The organism is Planctomycetia bacterium, assembly GCA_034440135.1.
In the GTDB taxonomy this organism is placed as follows: domain Bacteria; phylum Planctomycetota; class Planctomycetia; order Pirellulales; family JALHLM01; genus JALHLM01.
The window spans coordinates 1-15,407 of sequence record JAWXBP010000227.1; the positions used below are offsets into that span (position 1 = coordinate 1).

Here is a 15,407-nt window from a genome sequence, read left to right on the forward strand (position 1 = left end):
AAAATGACACACGATCCGCCGCCGAAGTTCGAGACATAGCCGTCACCGAGGGAAGCCCAAGTTCAAGCCCACCCCCTCAACCTACCAACCCCAACAACCATGCCGATTCGGGAACGGTTACCCTTACTCTGCTGTTTTGCCGCGTTTCTCCTCCGCCTTTTTCTGCTTCTCGCTGCGCAAGTCCCAGGCGGTCAGCCAGCGCGTTTCGCCGCGCTTCAGGTGAAAATCCGTTCGCAGGCGTTCGTCCATGTCCTTCAGGTGGCCGGCGCCGTAGAAGACGCCGATCTTTTTCTTGCCGGCGGCGATTTGTTCCTTGAGCACGTCGAGCGCCACTTTGTTGCGCTCCGTGATGATCGTCGAACCGTCGGGACCGTCCAGGCCGGCCATGGCGCTTTCCAGGTCGCCGAATTGTTCCGCGAGGATGCGCTTCATCTTCACTGCGCGCTGCGGGGAAAACATGGCGGCCATCATTTCGGCTTCGGCGCTCGTGCCTGATTTGGCTTGTTGCTTGCTTTGTTGCGCGATGCCCTGGCCCATCAGGCGAAAGAAGAGCTTCGTCAGGCTTTCATCGCGGCTGGCCATCGACTTGGCGAATTCTTCCGGCGACATATCGGCGTGAACGAAGTTCGGCTGGTCGTACTTCACCAGGGCGAGTTGATGTTCCAACTCCAGGATGTCCTTCAGCCCATTTTGCAACAGGCCGATCGGATGCGCGTTGCTGGTGCCTTGCCCGGCTTGCGGGACGTTGTTGTCCTCGGGCGCCACGAGCTCGTACAGCAGGGCGTCGTAGCCTTCGAACTCGCGATTGAGCTGATCGTAATAGCTGCGCTCGCCGACATGCACGGCGGCCACGAGATCGACCTTCAAACCTTGGCCGGATTCATCGGCCGGCACGTAACTGACGATGGCCGTTTGCATCGCGGTCAGCACGTCTTTCGAGTCCCGCGTAAGACGGAGAAACTCCGGTCCTTTCGCGGCGGCTTGCTTCGGCTTTGCTTTGGCTTCCGCCGCAGGCGGAGCACTCTGCGTCGCGGCGTCGAACACCACGAGCAGGATGGCGAACAAGAGGAAGCTTCGCCCCAGCCAGGCGCGTCGTCCCGTCATAAAGAGGTTCCGAAAGAAGGACGGAAGCATCGAAGTATGTACATTCATTTCGTTGACCCGAAGCAGTATAGGTTTCAGGGACGGCCCCGACAATGTTTTACCCTGCTTTTGGCGGGTGGACGGCCCGTCAGTCGCGGAGGACGGAAGAATTTCTCACTGGACAACTGCAAAAATGCTTGCATTACCTGCACGTTTTGATAGTTTGAAGTCTATGGACGTGAGCTTGCTCCGTTCATGACGGCCTCCGCAGGTTCCTGCCCCGCCTGCGGAGGCCTATTTTTTGCGATTCGCGCAAGCTGGCCGTCGCTGTCGCTTTGACGCGATATCTGCCAGGCGGAATCCACTATGATCGTAGACGCGGTTCGCGAATGCGCTTGGCTGCGCGGTCGAGCTGGGCATTCCATTCCAACAGTAATTCGCCGAGGGCGGCGTCATGTTGCGAAGTTAATGCCTGCCGTGCACTGACGCTACGAACACGCGATGCCGCCGACGTCTGCACTACCTGTGGCGCTGCGGCGAGGGGCGAAGGATTTGGCAAGCTGGCGCCGAAGTTGTTGCGCACGGCGTTGAGATCGCTGACGTCGACGCGATTATTGCCATCGGTGTCGCCGACGACGCCGGGGCCGTCCGCGCCGAAATTGTTGCGGACGTTGTTCAGGTCAATCACATTGACTTGCCCGTCGCCGTTGGTGTCGCCCTCCAAAGCGATCGCACCGGCGGGCCGGCCAGGCGTGCCGCCGATTTCGGCGCTGGCCTGCCAACTCGCCGGATCGTTGCCGAACAAGTTCATTGCCTGACGATCCAGACTGGGGCCGTCGCCATCCGCCGCGCTGGGCCAGGGCGCCGCGTCGTCATAGTTGACGTGATCGGCGCGGTAGTAAGGCACGAAGCCGTCGACCAACTCCGGATCGCCCGGGCGCGACAGTGAGAGCGATTCGCCGTTTTTGTCGAGCCCGCCGAGCCACAGTCCGAACACTTGCACTTCGGCAGGTACATTGTTCGCCGCGCGAAACGCCGCTGGATCGATGCTGGCGATGACCAGATATCCATGAGCTGGAATCGTCACGCCGGTGGGAAAGATGAAATCGATCCCGTTGGTGAACTTCCAGGTGTTTTCCGGGTGCAGCGGATCGAACAAAACGATCGGCGTCGCGCTCGTGTTGTAAAGTTCGATGAATTCATGTTCGCTGCCGGCGCCGGCCTGGTTGTACATGAGCTCGCTGATGACGACCGGACCGACGAGCGGCGCGGCGTTTTCGGCGTTGAACGTCGAGGCGGATTGCTCGACGAACATCACTTCGCCGGTGCTGTTGCGGTACCGACCGAAGCTGACCTCGCGATCGCTGGCGCGAAAGGGTTGGCTTTCGGCGTAGGACGCAGTGAGCCCATTGGAATCCCAGGACGAGAGAAACACCGCTTCGCCGTGTTCGCTCAGTCCGAATGGCACGAGTGCGCCGGGATCGTCGTTGTCGTCGAAATCGTCCTGCTGGGTGAAAGTGAAGTAGCCGCCAGCGGGGATGAATGCGTCGTCGGCGATGCGGTAGCGATTGAGTTCCGAGCCTTTGTCGCTGAGAAACCAGTCGCTGATGTTGATGGCCTGATCGGTGACGTTGTGCAACTCGATCCAGTCGCCCGGATCGACGTCCGTGTGGGCAAGCAGTTCGTTGATGACGATGTCGCCGGCGTGCAACGGCGCTTCGCTTGTTCCTGGGCTGCCGCCGCCGCGCAGGCTGCCGCGATAATTCGCGGCGTTGTTCCACATCGCCGGGGCGGCGGCCGGATCGACCACGGTCAGGGAAAAGCCATCGCCGTCCGTGACCGGGCGCCAGGCGTCTTTGTAAGTGACGCTCTGCACCGGCGTATCGAAGTCAAGCAGGTCGAGTTGGTCGTCCCCGTTCGCGAGCGCGCCGCCAAAGACGCCAGCGATCGGCAACCCGGCGCCGTACCGCGATTCGAACGCCGCGACATTTTTGACGATCAACACGCGTTCTCCGCCGGCCAGCGTTTGCACCGGCGACGTCGCGAAATTGAAAGTCGCCCCGACCGCCAACTCGACGCCCGCGAGCTGGATCGGTTCCGCCGCAGTATTTACCAGTTCGATGAATTCGAAATCGTCCTTAGCGAACGGTCCGCCGGAGGGTTCCGCGGGATGGTACATGATCTCCGAGAACCGCAACGAATCGACGGCGGCGAGCAGTTGGCGGACTTCCAATCGCTCGACGCGCAGCGTCGGACGGCAAGTTCGATGGCGCACGGACAGCCTCTCTCTCAGGTGGGCGACTTCAAAGCGGCAGGCTAGTTCGTCGGGCGCGCGTGAAAGCGCAGGTCGACCAACTCGCCGGGTTTCAACTTGCCTTCGGCCGGCACGTTGATCCAGACCGGCACCCCGTATTCCAGCAGGTTCACATCCCGAATTGTACGCTGATGCTCCGGAATCAGCTCGATTTGCGGACCGACGCGGGCCACGCTGGCTGGGTAGGACTGCACGGGCTTACGACGCGGCCGGATGTCGACCATCATCCCCGGCTCCGGCTGGAGTAGATTTTCCTGCCGGATATAGCTGACGATGTAGTCGCTGGAGGGGGAGGCGATGGTGGCGATCAGCGCGCCGGCGGCGACGGTCTGACCGGGCCGCGCCCAAATGTAGGAGATCGTGCCCGAAACCGGCGCGCGAACTTCGAGCGCTTCATATTGAGCGCACATGAGCTCGATTTGGCGGCATTTGGCTTCGATCGTGGCGTGAATCGGCGCCAGCAACTGGTCGACATGCGCACCCCCGACGGGGCCGAGCACCGCGAGTTGTTCCGCGAGTTGCTTGCGATCCGTTCGAATCGCTTCGATCGCGCTCTCCGCCTGCCGGCCGTCCGCGATGACGGCGGCGCGTTCCGGAGCAACATTCAGGATCTGGGGCGCAAAAGTCGTCTTGGGCGGCAGCCCCAGTTTGCTGGAGTAATCCGATTGCACTCGCTGCAGCGCCGCGTCCATGCGAAAGGCTCGCATTTGCGACCGCATCAGCTCTTCCTCGTGACGCAGTTGCTCGATGCGTGCGAGGAGACGATCGCGTTCTTGAATTGTTTCGAGGGTTTTCCCGTGGTCTTGAATCGCGCCTGCGTAGCGTTCCAGTTCCGCGGCCGTATTTGCCAGGCCTTCGCGCAAGCTGGCGATGGCTGCGAGCGATTGCGCGACGCCGTCGAGTCCCTTTTCCGCTTCGTCGCGAGCCGCTTGCGCGTCAAACGCTTCGACGGAGCCGCGCAGGTCCAGGAGATTTTTTCCGGACAGTTCCTCGAGTCGCTTGGCCTTGGCGCTCTGCACCTCGAACGTCACGCGATAGACGAGAGCCTCGGCGCGGCGCTGGATTTCTTCCAGCTGCAAGCGCTCAGCGCGCTCTTCCAAGCGACGACGCTCCGAGGCCAGATCGAGTTTTTCCTGGCGTGAATCGCCAGCTTCGCGTTGGGCGTCGGTCGCTCGTTCCGCCTGCCGGTCGGCCTCCGCCAGTCGTTCCGCTTCGATCGTGGCCGGAATGTCGCTTTCGAGTTCCAGCAGTTCCACGCGCAACGCGGCTAGCTCCGCTAAGAGCGGGCCATCGTCGATGAGCGCCAGCACCTGTCCTCGCTGGACCTCCTCGGCCAAGCGTAACGGGTCGCCCGGAATCGCGATCAGCCGGCCTTCGGCGGGGCTCGTGGCGTCGACGCGTACAGCGCTCACTTCGCCCACGGCGTTCGGTTGGCCGATCTGCCGCTGCCAAAGGTAGAGCACCAAGACGACGCTGCCTAGAAACGTGACGAAAGGCACGTACTGGTAGCGCAGGCGTTGCCACCATTGCGTGATCGGCGTGCGGATGCGGGATTTATTGGGCATGCATTACATCTCCGATTCATCTTCGCGATGATACAAGGAGACGTGGGCGATGCCCTCCGTCGCTTCCAAATCGGCGAGCAGCTCCTGGCTACGCGCCGGATCGCGCATCAGCACGCGATAGGAAAGATCCAACAGGTCGCTGGCCAGATGGCGCTGGCTGGCGAGCTGTGTGCGTGCACAATGCCGCTTCAAGGTCTGCGTCAGAGCCGCCGCGATCTGATTTTCCGCGGACACGTGCAACGAAAGAATGACGTCGTAACGATGCCGCCCGCCGAACGAGGTCATTCGCAAGTACAAGAAGACAAAGCTCACGGCCAGGCAACCGGTCAACGCCAGCCCGAAGCGCTGCGTGCCCACCGACATGCCTTCGACAAGCGTCCAGAGCATGAACGTCGTGTCGCGGGTGTCTTTCAGGACGTTGCGAAAGCGGACCACGGCGAAGACCGCCAGCAGGCCGAAGGCAATGACGATTTCGCCGGTCATCAGCGCCATGATCAGCGCCACGATGACTGGGATCACGACCAGCGACGCCGTAAACGATTGCGAGTACGACAATCCGCGATGCGTGAGCATGTAAACCCAGCCGATGACGTGGCCGATCGCAAACGCGAGCGCCAGCATCAAGATCGCCGACTCGGGCCCCTGGCCGTGCGAACCGGGATCGCTGAAGAACAGCATTTCCATCCAAGGCCTGACGCCTTGCCAGCCGTTCACGGGGCGCCTCCCCGCGTCAAATGACGATCACGAGGGGCCTCCGAGCCGAGCACTTGCACGCATTCCACGTACTTCGGCATGGAGCCGCGCTGCAGGTTGAACACCCGCACCATGTTTCTCATCCAAACTGGGAATCGCTCGGTGAATTTCAACTCCAGCACCGTGCCGGCGATCGGGGGATACGCCCAATCGCTGCGATTCGAGGCGCGAAATTCGCCGCAGAACGGCACTGTCCGAATTTGGCGATCGAAGGTCACCCGGACGGAATCGGAGTCCTGCGTGACGTAGGCTTCGCGTTCGTAAGTAACAATCGCCTGACCGCGCGCTTGCAGCCGGTTGCGCAAATCGCAGAAAGTCCGCAGCGAGTCAAACGACTTCGGCGAGAACTTCACCAAGTCCGCATGAGTCGGCCAGTGGCCGGCCAGCAATCGGGCGCACGACTCGCGCTTCACTCGCGCCCGCTCCTTGAGAATCGCATCGTTGCAGCGACGTTTGATTTCGAAAAAGACGGGGCTCGTCGGAGCGTCGTCGTAAAAGCGAATGCGGAGCTTATACCGGTTCTTGTGGCCTTCCACGGTGGCGTTACAGAGCTCCAGATCGGGACTGTCCAGGTACACGCTGTTGACCTGGTAACCGCCACCTTCGGGCGGATTGAATTCGTCCGACACGAGGTAACTGCGCAGAAAATTCCGCACGCCGATGGCGCAGGTATCGCTAATGACGTATTTCAACTCGAAGCGATTCGCTTGGAGATGATGCTTGAACATCGCGCCCCTTGCTCTTCCGTACGATTCGCTAGCCGGGGTTGAGCCGGAGACCGATCCGGCACGGCCTGCCCGCTTGCCTTCGCGCAATCACCTGGATCGTGACGGAAGGAAGTATCGCAGCACGTCAAAGACGAAATCGCGTGTCCCAAAGATTTGGTCGAACTCTCGTTCGTTCTTGGCCGGACACGACTCCAGCGCAGCCTCAACCGCGCAATGCCTGTTAACTTTGTGTGAGAATTTCGTTCTTCCCGTCCAATAACCAAGCGAGAGCAACCCGATTTGCACCGGGTTCCCCGTCGATTTGGCAGCATTTAGCTTGAACGGAATCATAACGAAAGTCAAGCATTCATATCGGCTTGCGCGTTGTTTCGCCGGTCACGCAGGGAAGCGAAGCCCAATACGCGTACCCCGAAAGTAGCGTGCCAATCGCGACGCTTTTAATCATGCGCCGCCAGCGCCGCCCCTTGCAGGGTTGGCCTACAACGGCATCGCGGCGCCCAAGAAGCGGCCCGTCTCGTTCCCGGACAGGGCGGCGAGTTGTTCCGGCGACCCGTCGGCCAACAGGAGGCCGCCGCCTGCGCCTCCCTCCGGGCCAAGATCGATGATCCAGTCGGCCGATTTGATCACGTCGAGGTGGTGCTCGATGACGATCACGCTATTCTCTTGGTCCACGAGTTGCCCGAGCACGCCCAGGAGCCGGCGGACGTCCTCGAAATGCAGGCCCGTGGTTGGTTCGTCCAGGATATACAGCGTGTGACCCGTGCTGGGGCGGCCCAACTCCGTGGCCAGCTTGATCCGCTGGGCCTCGCCCCCCGACAGGGTCGTCGACGCCTGGCCCAGCCGCAGGTAGCCGACCCCCACTTGCTGGAGGCTGGCGAGCATCCGGGCAATCAGCGGAAAGCTCTCGAAGAAACCCGCCGCTTCGTCGATCGACAGGTCGAGCACGTCGGCGATGGAGCGGTCGCGGTATCTGATGGCAAGAGTTTGTTCGTTAAATCGCCGCCCCTGGCAGACGGGGCACTCGACGAACAGGTCGGGGAGGAACCGCATGTCGATTTTTCGCAGGCCCTGCCCCTGGCACTCGTCGCACCGGCCGCCGGCAACATTAAAACTGAACCGGCTGCTTTTGAACCCACGGAGGCGAGCTTCCTTGGTTTGGGCGAACACCTTGCGAATATCGTCGAACAGCCCAGTGTAAGTGGCCGGATTACTTCGCGGCGTCCGCCCAATCGGCCGCTGGTCGATTTCGACGAACTTGTCGATCTGGTTCAGCCCGCGCAGGGCGCGATGTTCGGCCGGCTTGGGGCCTTCGCCGGTCAGTTTTCGCTGGACCGCCCGGGCCAGCGTCTCGCTGACCAGAGTGCTTTTGCCGGACCCGCTGACGCCGGTCACGCAGACCAGGGCGCCGAGCGGGAAACGGACCGTGAGGTCCTTCAGGTTGTTGCCGGTCGCGCCTTCCAACTCCAGGACGCGCTTCGGCGAAACCACGCGGCGCGAGGTTGGCGTTTCAATCCGCAAGCCGCCGCTGAGAAACTGCCCGGTCGAGGAGTCGGGTTCGGCCATCACGTCCGCGACGGTTCCCTGGGCGACGAGCTCGCCGCCGTGAATGCCCGCGCCGGGGCCGATTTCGATGAGCTGCTCCGCGGCCCGCATCACGGCTTCATCGTGTTCAACAACTAGTAGCGTGTTGCCGAGGGCCTGCAAGTCCTGCAATGCTTCGATGAGCCGGTGGGTGTCGCGCGGATGCAAGCCAACGGTCGGTTCATCCAGGATGTAGCAAACGCCGACCAGGCCGGAACCGACACCGGTCGCGAGTCGAATTCGCTGCAACTCGCCGCCGGAGAGCGTGTCGGCGGCGCGATCCAACGTGAGGTAATCGAGGCCGACTTTGAGCAGGAACCGCAGCCGGCCCAGGATTTCCTGGACGAGCGGCTTGGCAATCGGCGCTCGCGCGCCTCGGAATGTCAGCCCAGCAAAGTGGGTTGCGGCCGCGCCGACGGACAGTCGCGTAGTTTCGTAGATCGCCAGTCCGGCGACCTTCACGCTGCGAGCTTCGCGCCGGAGCCGTGCACCGCCGCAATCAGGGCACGGAAGCTCCGCACGGCAGGCTTCGAGTCGCGCGACCAGTTTTTCGTTCGTTGATTTTTCCAGTTCCTCGCTCAGGATGGCCTGCAAACTCGTCCAGAGTTTTTCCATCGTCGCCGGTTTCCATTCGGCGAGCGGCGTCTCCCAGGCAGAATCCGTGGCGGCGAGTTCCGCGCGGCGGCGTTCTTGGAGCTTGCTCGCCGCTCCGCGCCACGGCGCCACCGCGCCGTGGCTGAGGGCCAACGATTTATCAGGAATCACCAAATCCGGATCGAAATCCCTTCGTGCGCCGAGGCCGTCGCACGTCGGGCAAGCGCCATAAGGGCTATTGAAGCTGAACGTGCGCGGTTCCAACTCCTCGTAGCTGATTTTGCAGTTGGGGCAGGAAAACGTGGTGCTGAACAGCGATTCGTGCCAGCCCCCGGGCGCGGATTTGTCTTCGCGAAGCAGCACGACCAGATTTTCGCCATGCTTGATCGCCAGTTGCACGGATTCGGCGATCCGCGCTTGGACCGTCGGCCGGACGATAATGCGATCGACCACGGCCTCGATCGTGTGGTCTTTCTTGGGCGCGAGCTCCGGTAGCGCGTCGAGATCGTGGATCGCGCCGTCGATCCGCGCCCTGACAAAGCCGGACTTCTTCGCGGCCGCGAAGACCTCGGCGTGCTGCCCCTTCCGGCCGCGGATGAGCGGGGCCAGGATCATCCCCTTGGTCCCCTCGGGCAAAGCCATGATCTGATCGACGATTTCCTCTGGCGCCTGCTGGCGGATCGGCGCGCCGCATTGAAAACACTCCGGCTCGCCCGCCCGGGCGTAGAGGAGACGCAGGTAATCGTAAATCTCCGTCACCGTGGCAACGGTGCTGCGCGGATTCGCGCTGCCAGCCCGTTGGTCGATGGAAATCGTTGGCGGCAGGCCTTCGATCAGATCGACGTCGGGCCGTTCCAACTGATGAATGAACTGCCGGGCATAGCTCGACAGACTCTCGATGTACTGCCGTTGCCCCTCGGCAAAGAGCGTATCGAACGCCAAGGAACTTTTGCCCGAACCGCTCGGCCCGGTGAGGACGATGAACTTGTCGCGCGGGATATCGAGATCGATGTTTTTAAGATTGTGGACGCGCGCGCCGCGGATGGTGATGACATCGGTGGCGGTGGGGGCGGCGGTCGACATGCAGCTTAGAGCGACTTTCTCATCCTTGGACGTATACCATGACTTCATTCGCGCCAGCAGATGGCCAATAGTGTGGGTTGGCCAGTACGAGAGTGCCGCCGTTCCCGTATTCGAACGCGAAAACCTCTGCTTCAATCAAATAAAGGCTTTCGATGCACTGTTTTGCACGCTGTTCAAGTTTTGCGCAACTCTGTTCGACGTTCGAGTTCATGTGGTGAAAGTCATTTCGGTCCTCGCATGGCTTTCCTCTAATTTTACGAAATGCCGAAAACGCCGCGGGCGTGATTGCTGGAGGGCCTGGTGCATGCTGCAGCAAGTTGATCTGCGCCCGATGGTCATTTGCGAATACCTTGACGTTGTTTTTTTCCGCAAGGAATCGAGCAATGCCCTCGGCAACGGCTTGTGTCAGCAAAATGCATGCATAGTCATGACCTTCGACGAATAGTCTCTGGCACTCTGCCGAAGCCTGCGCAAAAAATGCGTCGGGAATGAAAGGCTGCGTTTGCAGATTTGCCTGTCTTGCAACCATCGCAGGCAGTCTAAACTCAAATTGTCGACGCAAATCGTGTTCTACTGCCTCTAGATCAATGTCCATCTCTGCGTCTCCGCGCCTCTGCGGTGAAAATCGGATTGGTCCTGCACCGTTAACCCACCGCGATGGCTTCCGCCGTTTGCCAGCGGTTCCCGTCCCGTTCTACGCGGTGGTAGAGCGTGTCGCGTTCAACCGGTTCGCGGCCGGCTTCGGTGATTAGGCGGCGGATGTGGTCGACCGTGAGGATCTCGGGGGTTTCCGCGCCGGCATCGTGATAGATAAGTTCGTGACGGACCGTGCCGTCGAGATCGTCGGCGCCGTAGGAGAGGGCCGCCTGGGCGGTGCCGACGCCGAGCATGATCCAGTAGGCCTTCATGTGGTCGAAGTTATCGAGCATCAACCGCGCCACGGCCATGGTGCGGAGATCGGTCAACGCCGACGGCTTCTGGATGTGGCTCAGCCCGGTGTTGTCCGGATGGAAGGCCAGCGGGATGAAGGTTTGGAAGCCGCCGGTTTCGTCCTGCAATTCGCGGAGGCAGATCAAGTGGTCGACGCGATGGTACGGCTTTTCGATGTGGCCGTAGAGCATCGTGGCGTTGGTGCGGAGGCCCATTTCGTGGGCGGTGCGGTGGATATCGACCCAGTTGCGCGAGTCGGCCTTGTGCTCACAGATCTGGTCGCGGACCTCGGGATGGAAAATCTCCGCCCCGCCGCCGGGCATGCTGCCGAGTCCGGCGTCGATCAGATCGGTGAGGATGTCGCGGACGCTTTTCTTGGTGAGATGCTGAAACCAGTTGATCTCGACCGCCGTCCAGCCTTTCAGGTGCAGCGACGGGTAAGCGTCGTGCAGCAGGCGGATGACGTTCACGTACCAGTCGTACTTCATCTGGTGATGCAAGCCGCCCACGATGTGCATCTCAGTGCAACCGTTGTCGACCGCCTCCTGCCCGCGAGCGAGGATCTGCTCGTCGGACATGAGATAGCCCTTGGGGTCGCGCAGATCGGACCGGAAGGCGCAAAACACGCACCGATACACGCAGACGTTCGTGGGATTCAGATGCGAATTGATGTTGTAATACGCGTGATTCCCATTCTTCCGTTCGCGCACGACATTGGCGAGGGCGCCGAGGTCATTGAGATGAACCTCGGGGCTGTAGAGGTGGAGTCCGTCGTCGAACGTGAGCCGTTCGTTGGCGAGGACTTTATCGCGGATGGAGTGGAAGTAAATTGAATTGCCAGTCATTTGCGTCTCGGGCGTCTCGGGTCCGTCAATCTTAAATGTGCTTGGAGTCCTTGCAGTTCCTCTAAATTCGCTTTGTTCATACGTTGAGGTTGTCCTTGCGCGATAACAAATACTTTAGGAAGTCTCACCTGCGTGGCATACAATACGCGAAAGTCCTCATCGTTGAGCGAATCCACATCGAACGACACTTCCTCCAGAGCTGCGAATTCGGCAAGCGTTTCACCGCAGTCTGCCGCCGCGTGTTGAATAGACACCGACGTTACGGACTCAAAAACCCGCAATGAACCCAGGTCGTCCATTCGTCGCTTAGTGCCGAACCATCGTGTATACGCAACATAGGCTCCCCGCGATTCGAGCTCTCGAAGTGCCCGTACTTCTCGCTGCCACCGCTGACCTTCGGTTCCCAAGAATAAACAAATGACGGAAATCGATAGGAGCAGCGCCCGCAGCCCAAACCGCGGTCGCCAGCGCCACAACATCTTACCGAAATGCGGCCGCATCGTTAACCCGCCAGGATTTGTTGGAGGCAGTCCGGTTCTTTGGGCAGCGGCGTGGCGAATAGCCAGCGCGTGTCGAGCCAAAACCCGGGTAGGACGGTCGAGCGAAAACGGGCGCCATCTTCGAGGGTCGCCGTCTTGTAGCGGCCGTCGCGGAGGACGAGGAACTCGGCCGAATTGTCGATCGGGTCGATAATCCAATACTCGGGCACACCGGCGGCCTCATACATGTCGCGCTTCAACTCGTAGTCGCGGTTGACGCTGTCGTGCGAAACGATTTCGACAGCGATATCGGGGGCGCCTTTGACACGACCACTCGCCACGAGGTGCATGCGCTCGCCACGCACGTAGGCGACATCCGGTTCTGGCGCGTGGGAATCGTCCAGCTCGAAGGCAACGCGGCTGATGTAGCAGCGGCCCCCCAAGCTTCGTTCCGCGACGAAGTATCGCAGGAGCGAACCGACAAAGAAGCCGATGTCATTCGCGCGCGGCGAATCCGGTGAGGCCATGTAAATAACTCCATTAATAAGGTCAGCCTTTTCGCCGTCCTTCACGAGGGCGAAGAAATCTTCGACCGAATGCGGGCCGGTTGTTTTGTGCGCCGGACGGATCATGGCAATAAACCTCTACTGGCCAAGAATAAGTTTCTGACATGCATACACGTTTGGGAGAGGACTCTCCGTCAGCCAGCGGGCGTCGAGCCAGAATCCTGGGATGACCGTCGATCGATAGATACGGCCATCCTCCAACGGCAACGGCTCAAACCTCCCATGTTTGAGTACAAAAAACTCCGCCCGCGAATTCTCTAGATCGACAATCCAGTATTCCTGGACGCCGAACTGTTCGTACAGTCGAAACTTCGCTTCGTAGTCCCGGGATCGACTATCTTCGCAGGTAACCTCGACCGCGATGTCCGGGGGGCCCTTCACGCGTTTGCCATGTTGCGCCGCGTATCGCTCCGGCGTCAGATACGCCAAATCCGGCTCAGGAGCGTTCGACTCATTCAGGACGAAGGCGACTCGACTGCCGCAGACGCGTCCGCCAATGCCTTTCGCGGCGATATAGGTATGAACCAAGCTCCTGATAAATCCTTGGACGTCGTCCGCATCTAAAGAATCCGGTGATGCCATCCAAATTACTCCATCAATTAAATCCGCCTTTTGGCCGTCCTCGACCTGCTCGAAGAATTCGTCGACGGTAATGGAACCGGTCGTGGCGGAGTTTGAGCGGATCATGTCTGTCCCCTCCAGCAAGTTAATGGGCACTCAACCAATTATACCCTGTGCGCGTGACGGCCAACACGGCAGCTACCACCATAAATCGACCGCGCCCAGTAGCAGAAGCCCGGCGCTGATGATTGCGTTCACGTGGAAAAAGGCCGCGTTCACGCGAGTCAGATCGTCTGGGCGGACGAGCCAATGCTCGTAGATCAGCAGCAGCGCGACGGCGGCGATGCCGGTCCAGTAGATGCCGCCGAGCAGTGGGTATGTGAACGGCAAATAGAGCAACAGCCCAATCATCGCCGCATGGCAAGCGGCCGCGAGCCTGAGCGCGCGCGGAACGCCCAGCGCCGCCGGAACGCTGTGGAGCCCTTCCCGTCGATCGACTGCAAAATCCTGGCAGGCGTAGATGATGTCGAAGCCGGCGACCCAGTGCAGGACCGCGCCTCCGAGCACAAGCGATGGCAGCAAGTCGGTGATGTCTGTTTGCACGAAGTGCCCGCGGACGGCGATCCAGGCCGAGATAGGCGCGAGCATCAGCGCCGCCCCGAGCCAGAAGTGGGCGAACGAGGTGAAGCGTTTGGCGAAGCTATAGCCGCAGATCCACGCGAGCACGGGCAACGACAAGTAAAGCGGAAGTCGATTCGGTAAAAACCACAACGTGCTGGCGACGAACCCGATCGCGCAGACGGCGAAAAACAATGCCACGGAGTTCCAAGTCAGCAGGCCTGAAGGTATATGCCGGCGCTCCGTCCGCGGATTGCGCGCGTCGAGCCGCCAATCGGCCAGGCGATTGAATGACATGGCGGCGCTGCGCGCGAAGACCATGCAGCAAATGATGCCCGCGAGTTCTTGCCAACGCCAGGCGACCGGCGGCACGCTTTGCGAATTCAGCGCCCAGGCCATTACTCCCGCCAGTAGCGCAAACGGCAGCGCAAACAGCGTATGGCTGAAGCGGATCATTTCGAGGATATGGCGGAGGCGGGTTAGCATGGTGTTGAGTTTGAAGTGTTCAGTTTTCAGTTTTCAGTGAGGAGCTCGCTACCAAATACTGAAAACGGAACACTGAAAACTTCAAACTAAGATTCCCCCCAGCGCTTCATGAGTTGATGCGGCACTTCCAGTTGATCGCAGATGCGTGCGACTACGAAGTCGACCAGGTCCGCGATGCTCTTCGCGCCGTGGTAGAAGCCGGGCATAGCTGGGAGGACGATTGCGCCGGCTTCGGCGCAGAGTTTGTAGTTGTTGAGTTGGACGATTGAGAGGGGCGTTTCGCGGGGGACGAGGATGAGCTTGCGGCGCTCTTTCAAATGGACGTCGGCGGCGCGGTGGATCAGATTTTGCGAGGTTCCGTGCGCGATCGCGCTCATGGTCCCGCCGGAGCAGGGGCAGATGACCATGCCAGAGGTGAGCGAGGAACCGCTGGCGATGGGGGCGTAGAGGTTTTGGAAATGGTCGTAGTGCAACTTGCCGGACAGCGCTTCGATGTCGGACAGCAAGTCCGCGAGACGGAAGTTCTTTAAGTCGACGGTGCGGCCCGTTTCTGTTCTCAAGACTTCCTGACCTGCGGGACTAATCGACAGCCGAACTTCGCGGCCAGCGCGGAGCAGTACTTCCAACAGGCGCAAGGCATAGGGCGCGCCGCTGGCGCCCGTGATGGCCAACACAATCGGCAGGCTCGGTGCGTTCATTTTTCGCCGATGTAGAGAGTGGCCACGCCAAAGGTGAACGGATGGAAACGCACTTCGCGCAAGCCGGCCGCGCGCATCCGCTCGGCCAGGGCTTCGCCCATGGGAAATTCGCCGACGCTGGCCGGCAGATAGTTGTAGGCGTCGCGCTGATTTCTGGCCAGCAACTGGCCGATCCGCGGCAACACGTTGCGGAAGTACCACCCGTAGACCGCGCGGGCGGGCGGGAATGTGGGCATCGAGAATTCCAATACGGCGACTTTCCCGCCCGGCCGGCAAACGCGCGTCATTTCGCGCAGCCCCCGGTCGGTGTCGGCGACGTTTCGCAGTCCGAAAGCCACGGAGACGATTTGGAAATGATCGTCCGGAAAGGGAAGCTTTTGCGCGTCGGCTTCGACGAACGCGGGCCGCAGCCCGGACAGCTTGGCGCCTTTTTGGCGGCCGATGACGAGCATCGGATGGCAAAAGTCCGCGCCGACGACGGGCGTTTTCCCTCGGCCGGCGCGTTGGTAGGCGATGGCGAGGT

General features: G+C 60.8%; 14 protein-coding genes. All 14 read right to left on the minus strand.

Annotation, left to right across the window (positions count from 1 at the left end; all coding sequences use genetic code 11):
• Positions 1–123: 123 nt before the first annotated feature.
• Positions 124–1,104, minus strand: coding sequence for a hypothetical protein (locus SGJ19_13275; GenBank protein MDZ4781219.1), 981 nt, complete (start codon positions 1,102–1,104; stop codon positions 124–126).
• A gap of 343 nt (positions 1,105–1,447) precedes the next feature.
• Positions 1,448–3,358, minus strand: coding sequence for a lamin tail domain-containing protein (locus SGJ19_13280; GenBank protein ID MDZ4781220.1), 1,911 nt, complete (start codon positions 3,356–3,358; stop codon positions 1,448–1,450).
• A 41-nt stretch (positions 3,359–3,399) separates the two neighbouring features.
• A complete protein-coding gene (locus SGJ19_13285; protein ID MDZ4781221.1) occupies positions 3,400–4,962 on the minus strand; it encodes an HlyD family efflux transporter periplasmic adaptor subunit in 1,563 nt (520 codons plus the stop codon).
• A 3-nt stretch (positions 4,963–4,965) separates the two neighbouring features.
• The gene (locus tag SGJ19_13290) at positions 4,966–5,676 is read right to left on the minus strand and encodes a DUF4956 domain-containing protein (protein ID MDZ4781222.1); all 711 of its coding nucleotides are present in this window, start codon (positions 5,674–5,676) and stop codon (positions 4,966–4,968) included.
• Positions 5,673–6,443, minus strand: a complete 771-nt coding sequence (locus SGJ19_13295) for a polyphosphate polymerase domain-containing protein (GenBank protein ID MDZ4781223.1) — start codon at positions 6,441–6,443, stop codon at positions 5,673–5,675. The genes SGJ19_13290 and SGJ19_13295 overlap by 4 nt, the downstream gene beginning before the upstream one ends.
• A gap of 477 nt (positions 6,444–6,920) precedes the next feature.
• Positions 6,921–9,701, minus strand: a complete 2,781-nt coding sequence (gene uvrA, locus SGJ19_13300) for an excinuclease ABC subunit UvrA (protein ID MDZ4781224.1) — start codon at positions 9,699–9,701, stop codon at positions 6,921–6,923.
• Between the two features lie 19 nt (positions 9,702–9,720).
• The gene (locus SGJ19_13305; protein ID MDZ4781225.1) at positions 9,721–10,296 is read right to left on the minus strand and encodes a hypothetical protein; all 576 of its coding nucleotides are present in this window, start codon (positions 10,294–10,296) and stop codon (positions 9,721–9,723) included.
• Between the two features lie 49 nt (positions 10,297–10,345).
• Complete coding sequence (gene mqnE, locus SGJ19_13310; protein MDZ4781226.1) at positions 10,346–11,476, minus strand: aminofutalosine synthase MqnE; 1,131 nt, start codon at positions 11,474–11,476, stop codon at positions 10,346–10,348.
• Positions 11,473–11,775 (minus strand): hypothetical protein, encoded by a 303-nt coding sequence (locus SGJ19_13315; GenBank protein MDZ4781227.1) that lies wholly within the window; start codon positions 11,773–11,775, stop codon positions 11,473–11,475. Before SGJ19_13315 ends, mqnE begins: the two co-directional genes overlap by 4 nt.
• 203 nt (positions 11,776–11,978) lie before the next feature.
• Positions 11,979–12,587: a Uma2 family endonuclease gene (locus SGJ19_13320; GenBank protein MDZ4781228.1), complete on the minus strand. Its 609-nt coding sequence runs from the start codon at positions 12,585–12,587 to the stop codon at positions 11,979–11,981.
• 12 nt (positions 12,588–12,599) lie between these two features.
• Positions 12,600–13,208 carry a Uma2 family endonuclease gene (locus SGJ19_13325; protein MDZ4781229.1) on the minus strand — a complete coding sequence of 203 codons (609 nt, stop codon included), beginning with the start codon at positions 13,206–13,208 and terminating at the stop codon, positions 12,600–12,602.
• A 72-nt stretch (positions 13,209–13,280) separates the two neighbouring features.
• On the minus strand, positions 13,281–14,186 hold the full coding sequence (locus SGJ19_13330; protein ID MDZ4781230.1) for a UbiA-like polyprenyltransferase: 906 nt from the start codon (positions 14,184–14,186) through the stop codon (positions 13,281–13,283).
• An 86-nt stretch (positions 14,187–14,272) separates the two neighbouring features.
• Positions 14,273–14,884: a flavin prenyltransferase UbiX gene (locus tag SGJ19_13335; GenBank protein ID MDZ4781231.1), complete on the minus strand. Its 612-nt coding sequence runs from the start codon at positions 14,882–14,884 to the stop codon at positions 14,273–14,275.
• Positions 14,881–15,407, minus strand: a 527-nt coding sequence (locus SGJ19_13340) for a ubiquinone/menaquinone biosynthesis methyltransferase (protein MDZ4781232.1), incomplete at its 5' end; no start/stop codon positions are given. The genes SGJ19_13335 and SGJ19_13340, both read right to left, overlap by 4 nt.

Bases quoted from the DNA above. Each gene is read 5' to 3' on its own strand.
- SGJ19_13325 (MDZ4781229.1), bottom strand. From the start codon at position 13,208: ATGATCCGCTCAAACTCCGCCACGACCGGTTCCATTACCGTCGACGAA.
- mqnE (MDZ4781226.1), bottom strand. From the start codon at position 11,476: ATGACTGGCAATTCAATTTACTTCCACTCCATCCGCGATAAAGTCCTC.
- SGJ19_13295 (MDZ4781223.1), bottom strand. From the start codon at position 6,443: ATGTTCAAGCATCATCTCCAAGCGAATCGCTTCGAGTTGAAATACGTC.
- SGJ19_13275 (MDZ4781219.1), bottom strand. From the start codon at position 1,104: ATGACGGGACGACGCGCCTGGCTGGGGCGAAGCTTCCTCTTGTTCGCC.
- uvrA (MDZ4781224.1), bottom strand. From the start codon at position 9,701: ATGTCGACCGCCGCCCCCACCGCCACCGATGTCATCACCATCCGCGGC.
- SGJ19_13315 (MDZ4781227.1), bottom strand. From the start codon at position 11,775: ATGGACGACCTGGGTTCATTGCGGGTTTTTGAGTCCGTAACGTCGGTG.
- SGJ19_13320 (MDZ4781228.1), bottom strand. From the start codon at position 12,587: ATGATCCGTCCGGCGCACAAAACAACCGGCCCGCATTCGGTCGAAGAT.
- SGJ19_13285 (MDZ4781221.1), bottom strand. From the start codon at position 4,962: ATGCCCAATAAATCCCGCATCCGCACGCCGATCACGCAATGGTGGCAA.
- SGJ19_13305 (MDZ4781225.1), bottom strand. From the start codon at position 10,296: ATGGACATTGATCTAGAGGCAGTAGAACACGATTTGCGTCGACAATTT.
- SGJ19_13335 (MDZ4781231.1), bottom strand. From the start codon at position 14,884: ATGAACGCACCGAGCCTGCCGATTGTGTTGGCCATCACGGGCGCCAGC.
- SGJ19_13330 (MDZ4781230.1), bottom strand. From the start codon at position 14,186: ATGCTAACCCGCCTCCGCCATATCCTCGAAATGATCCGCTTCAGCCAT.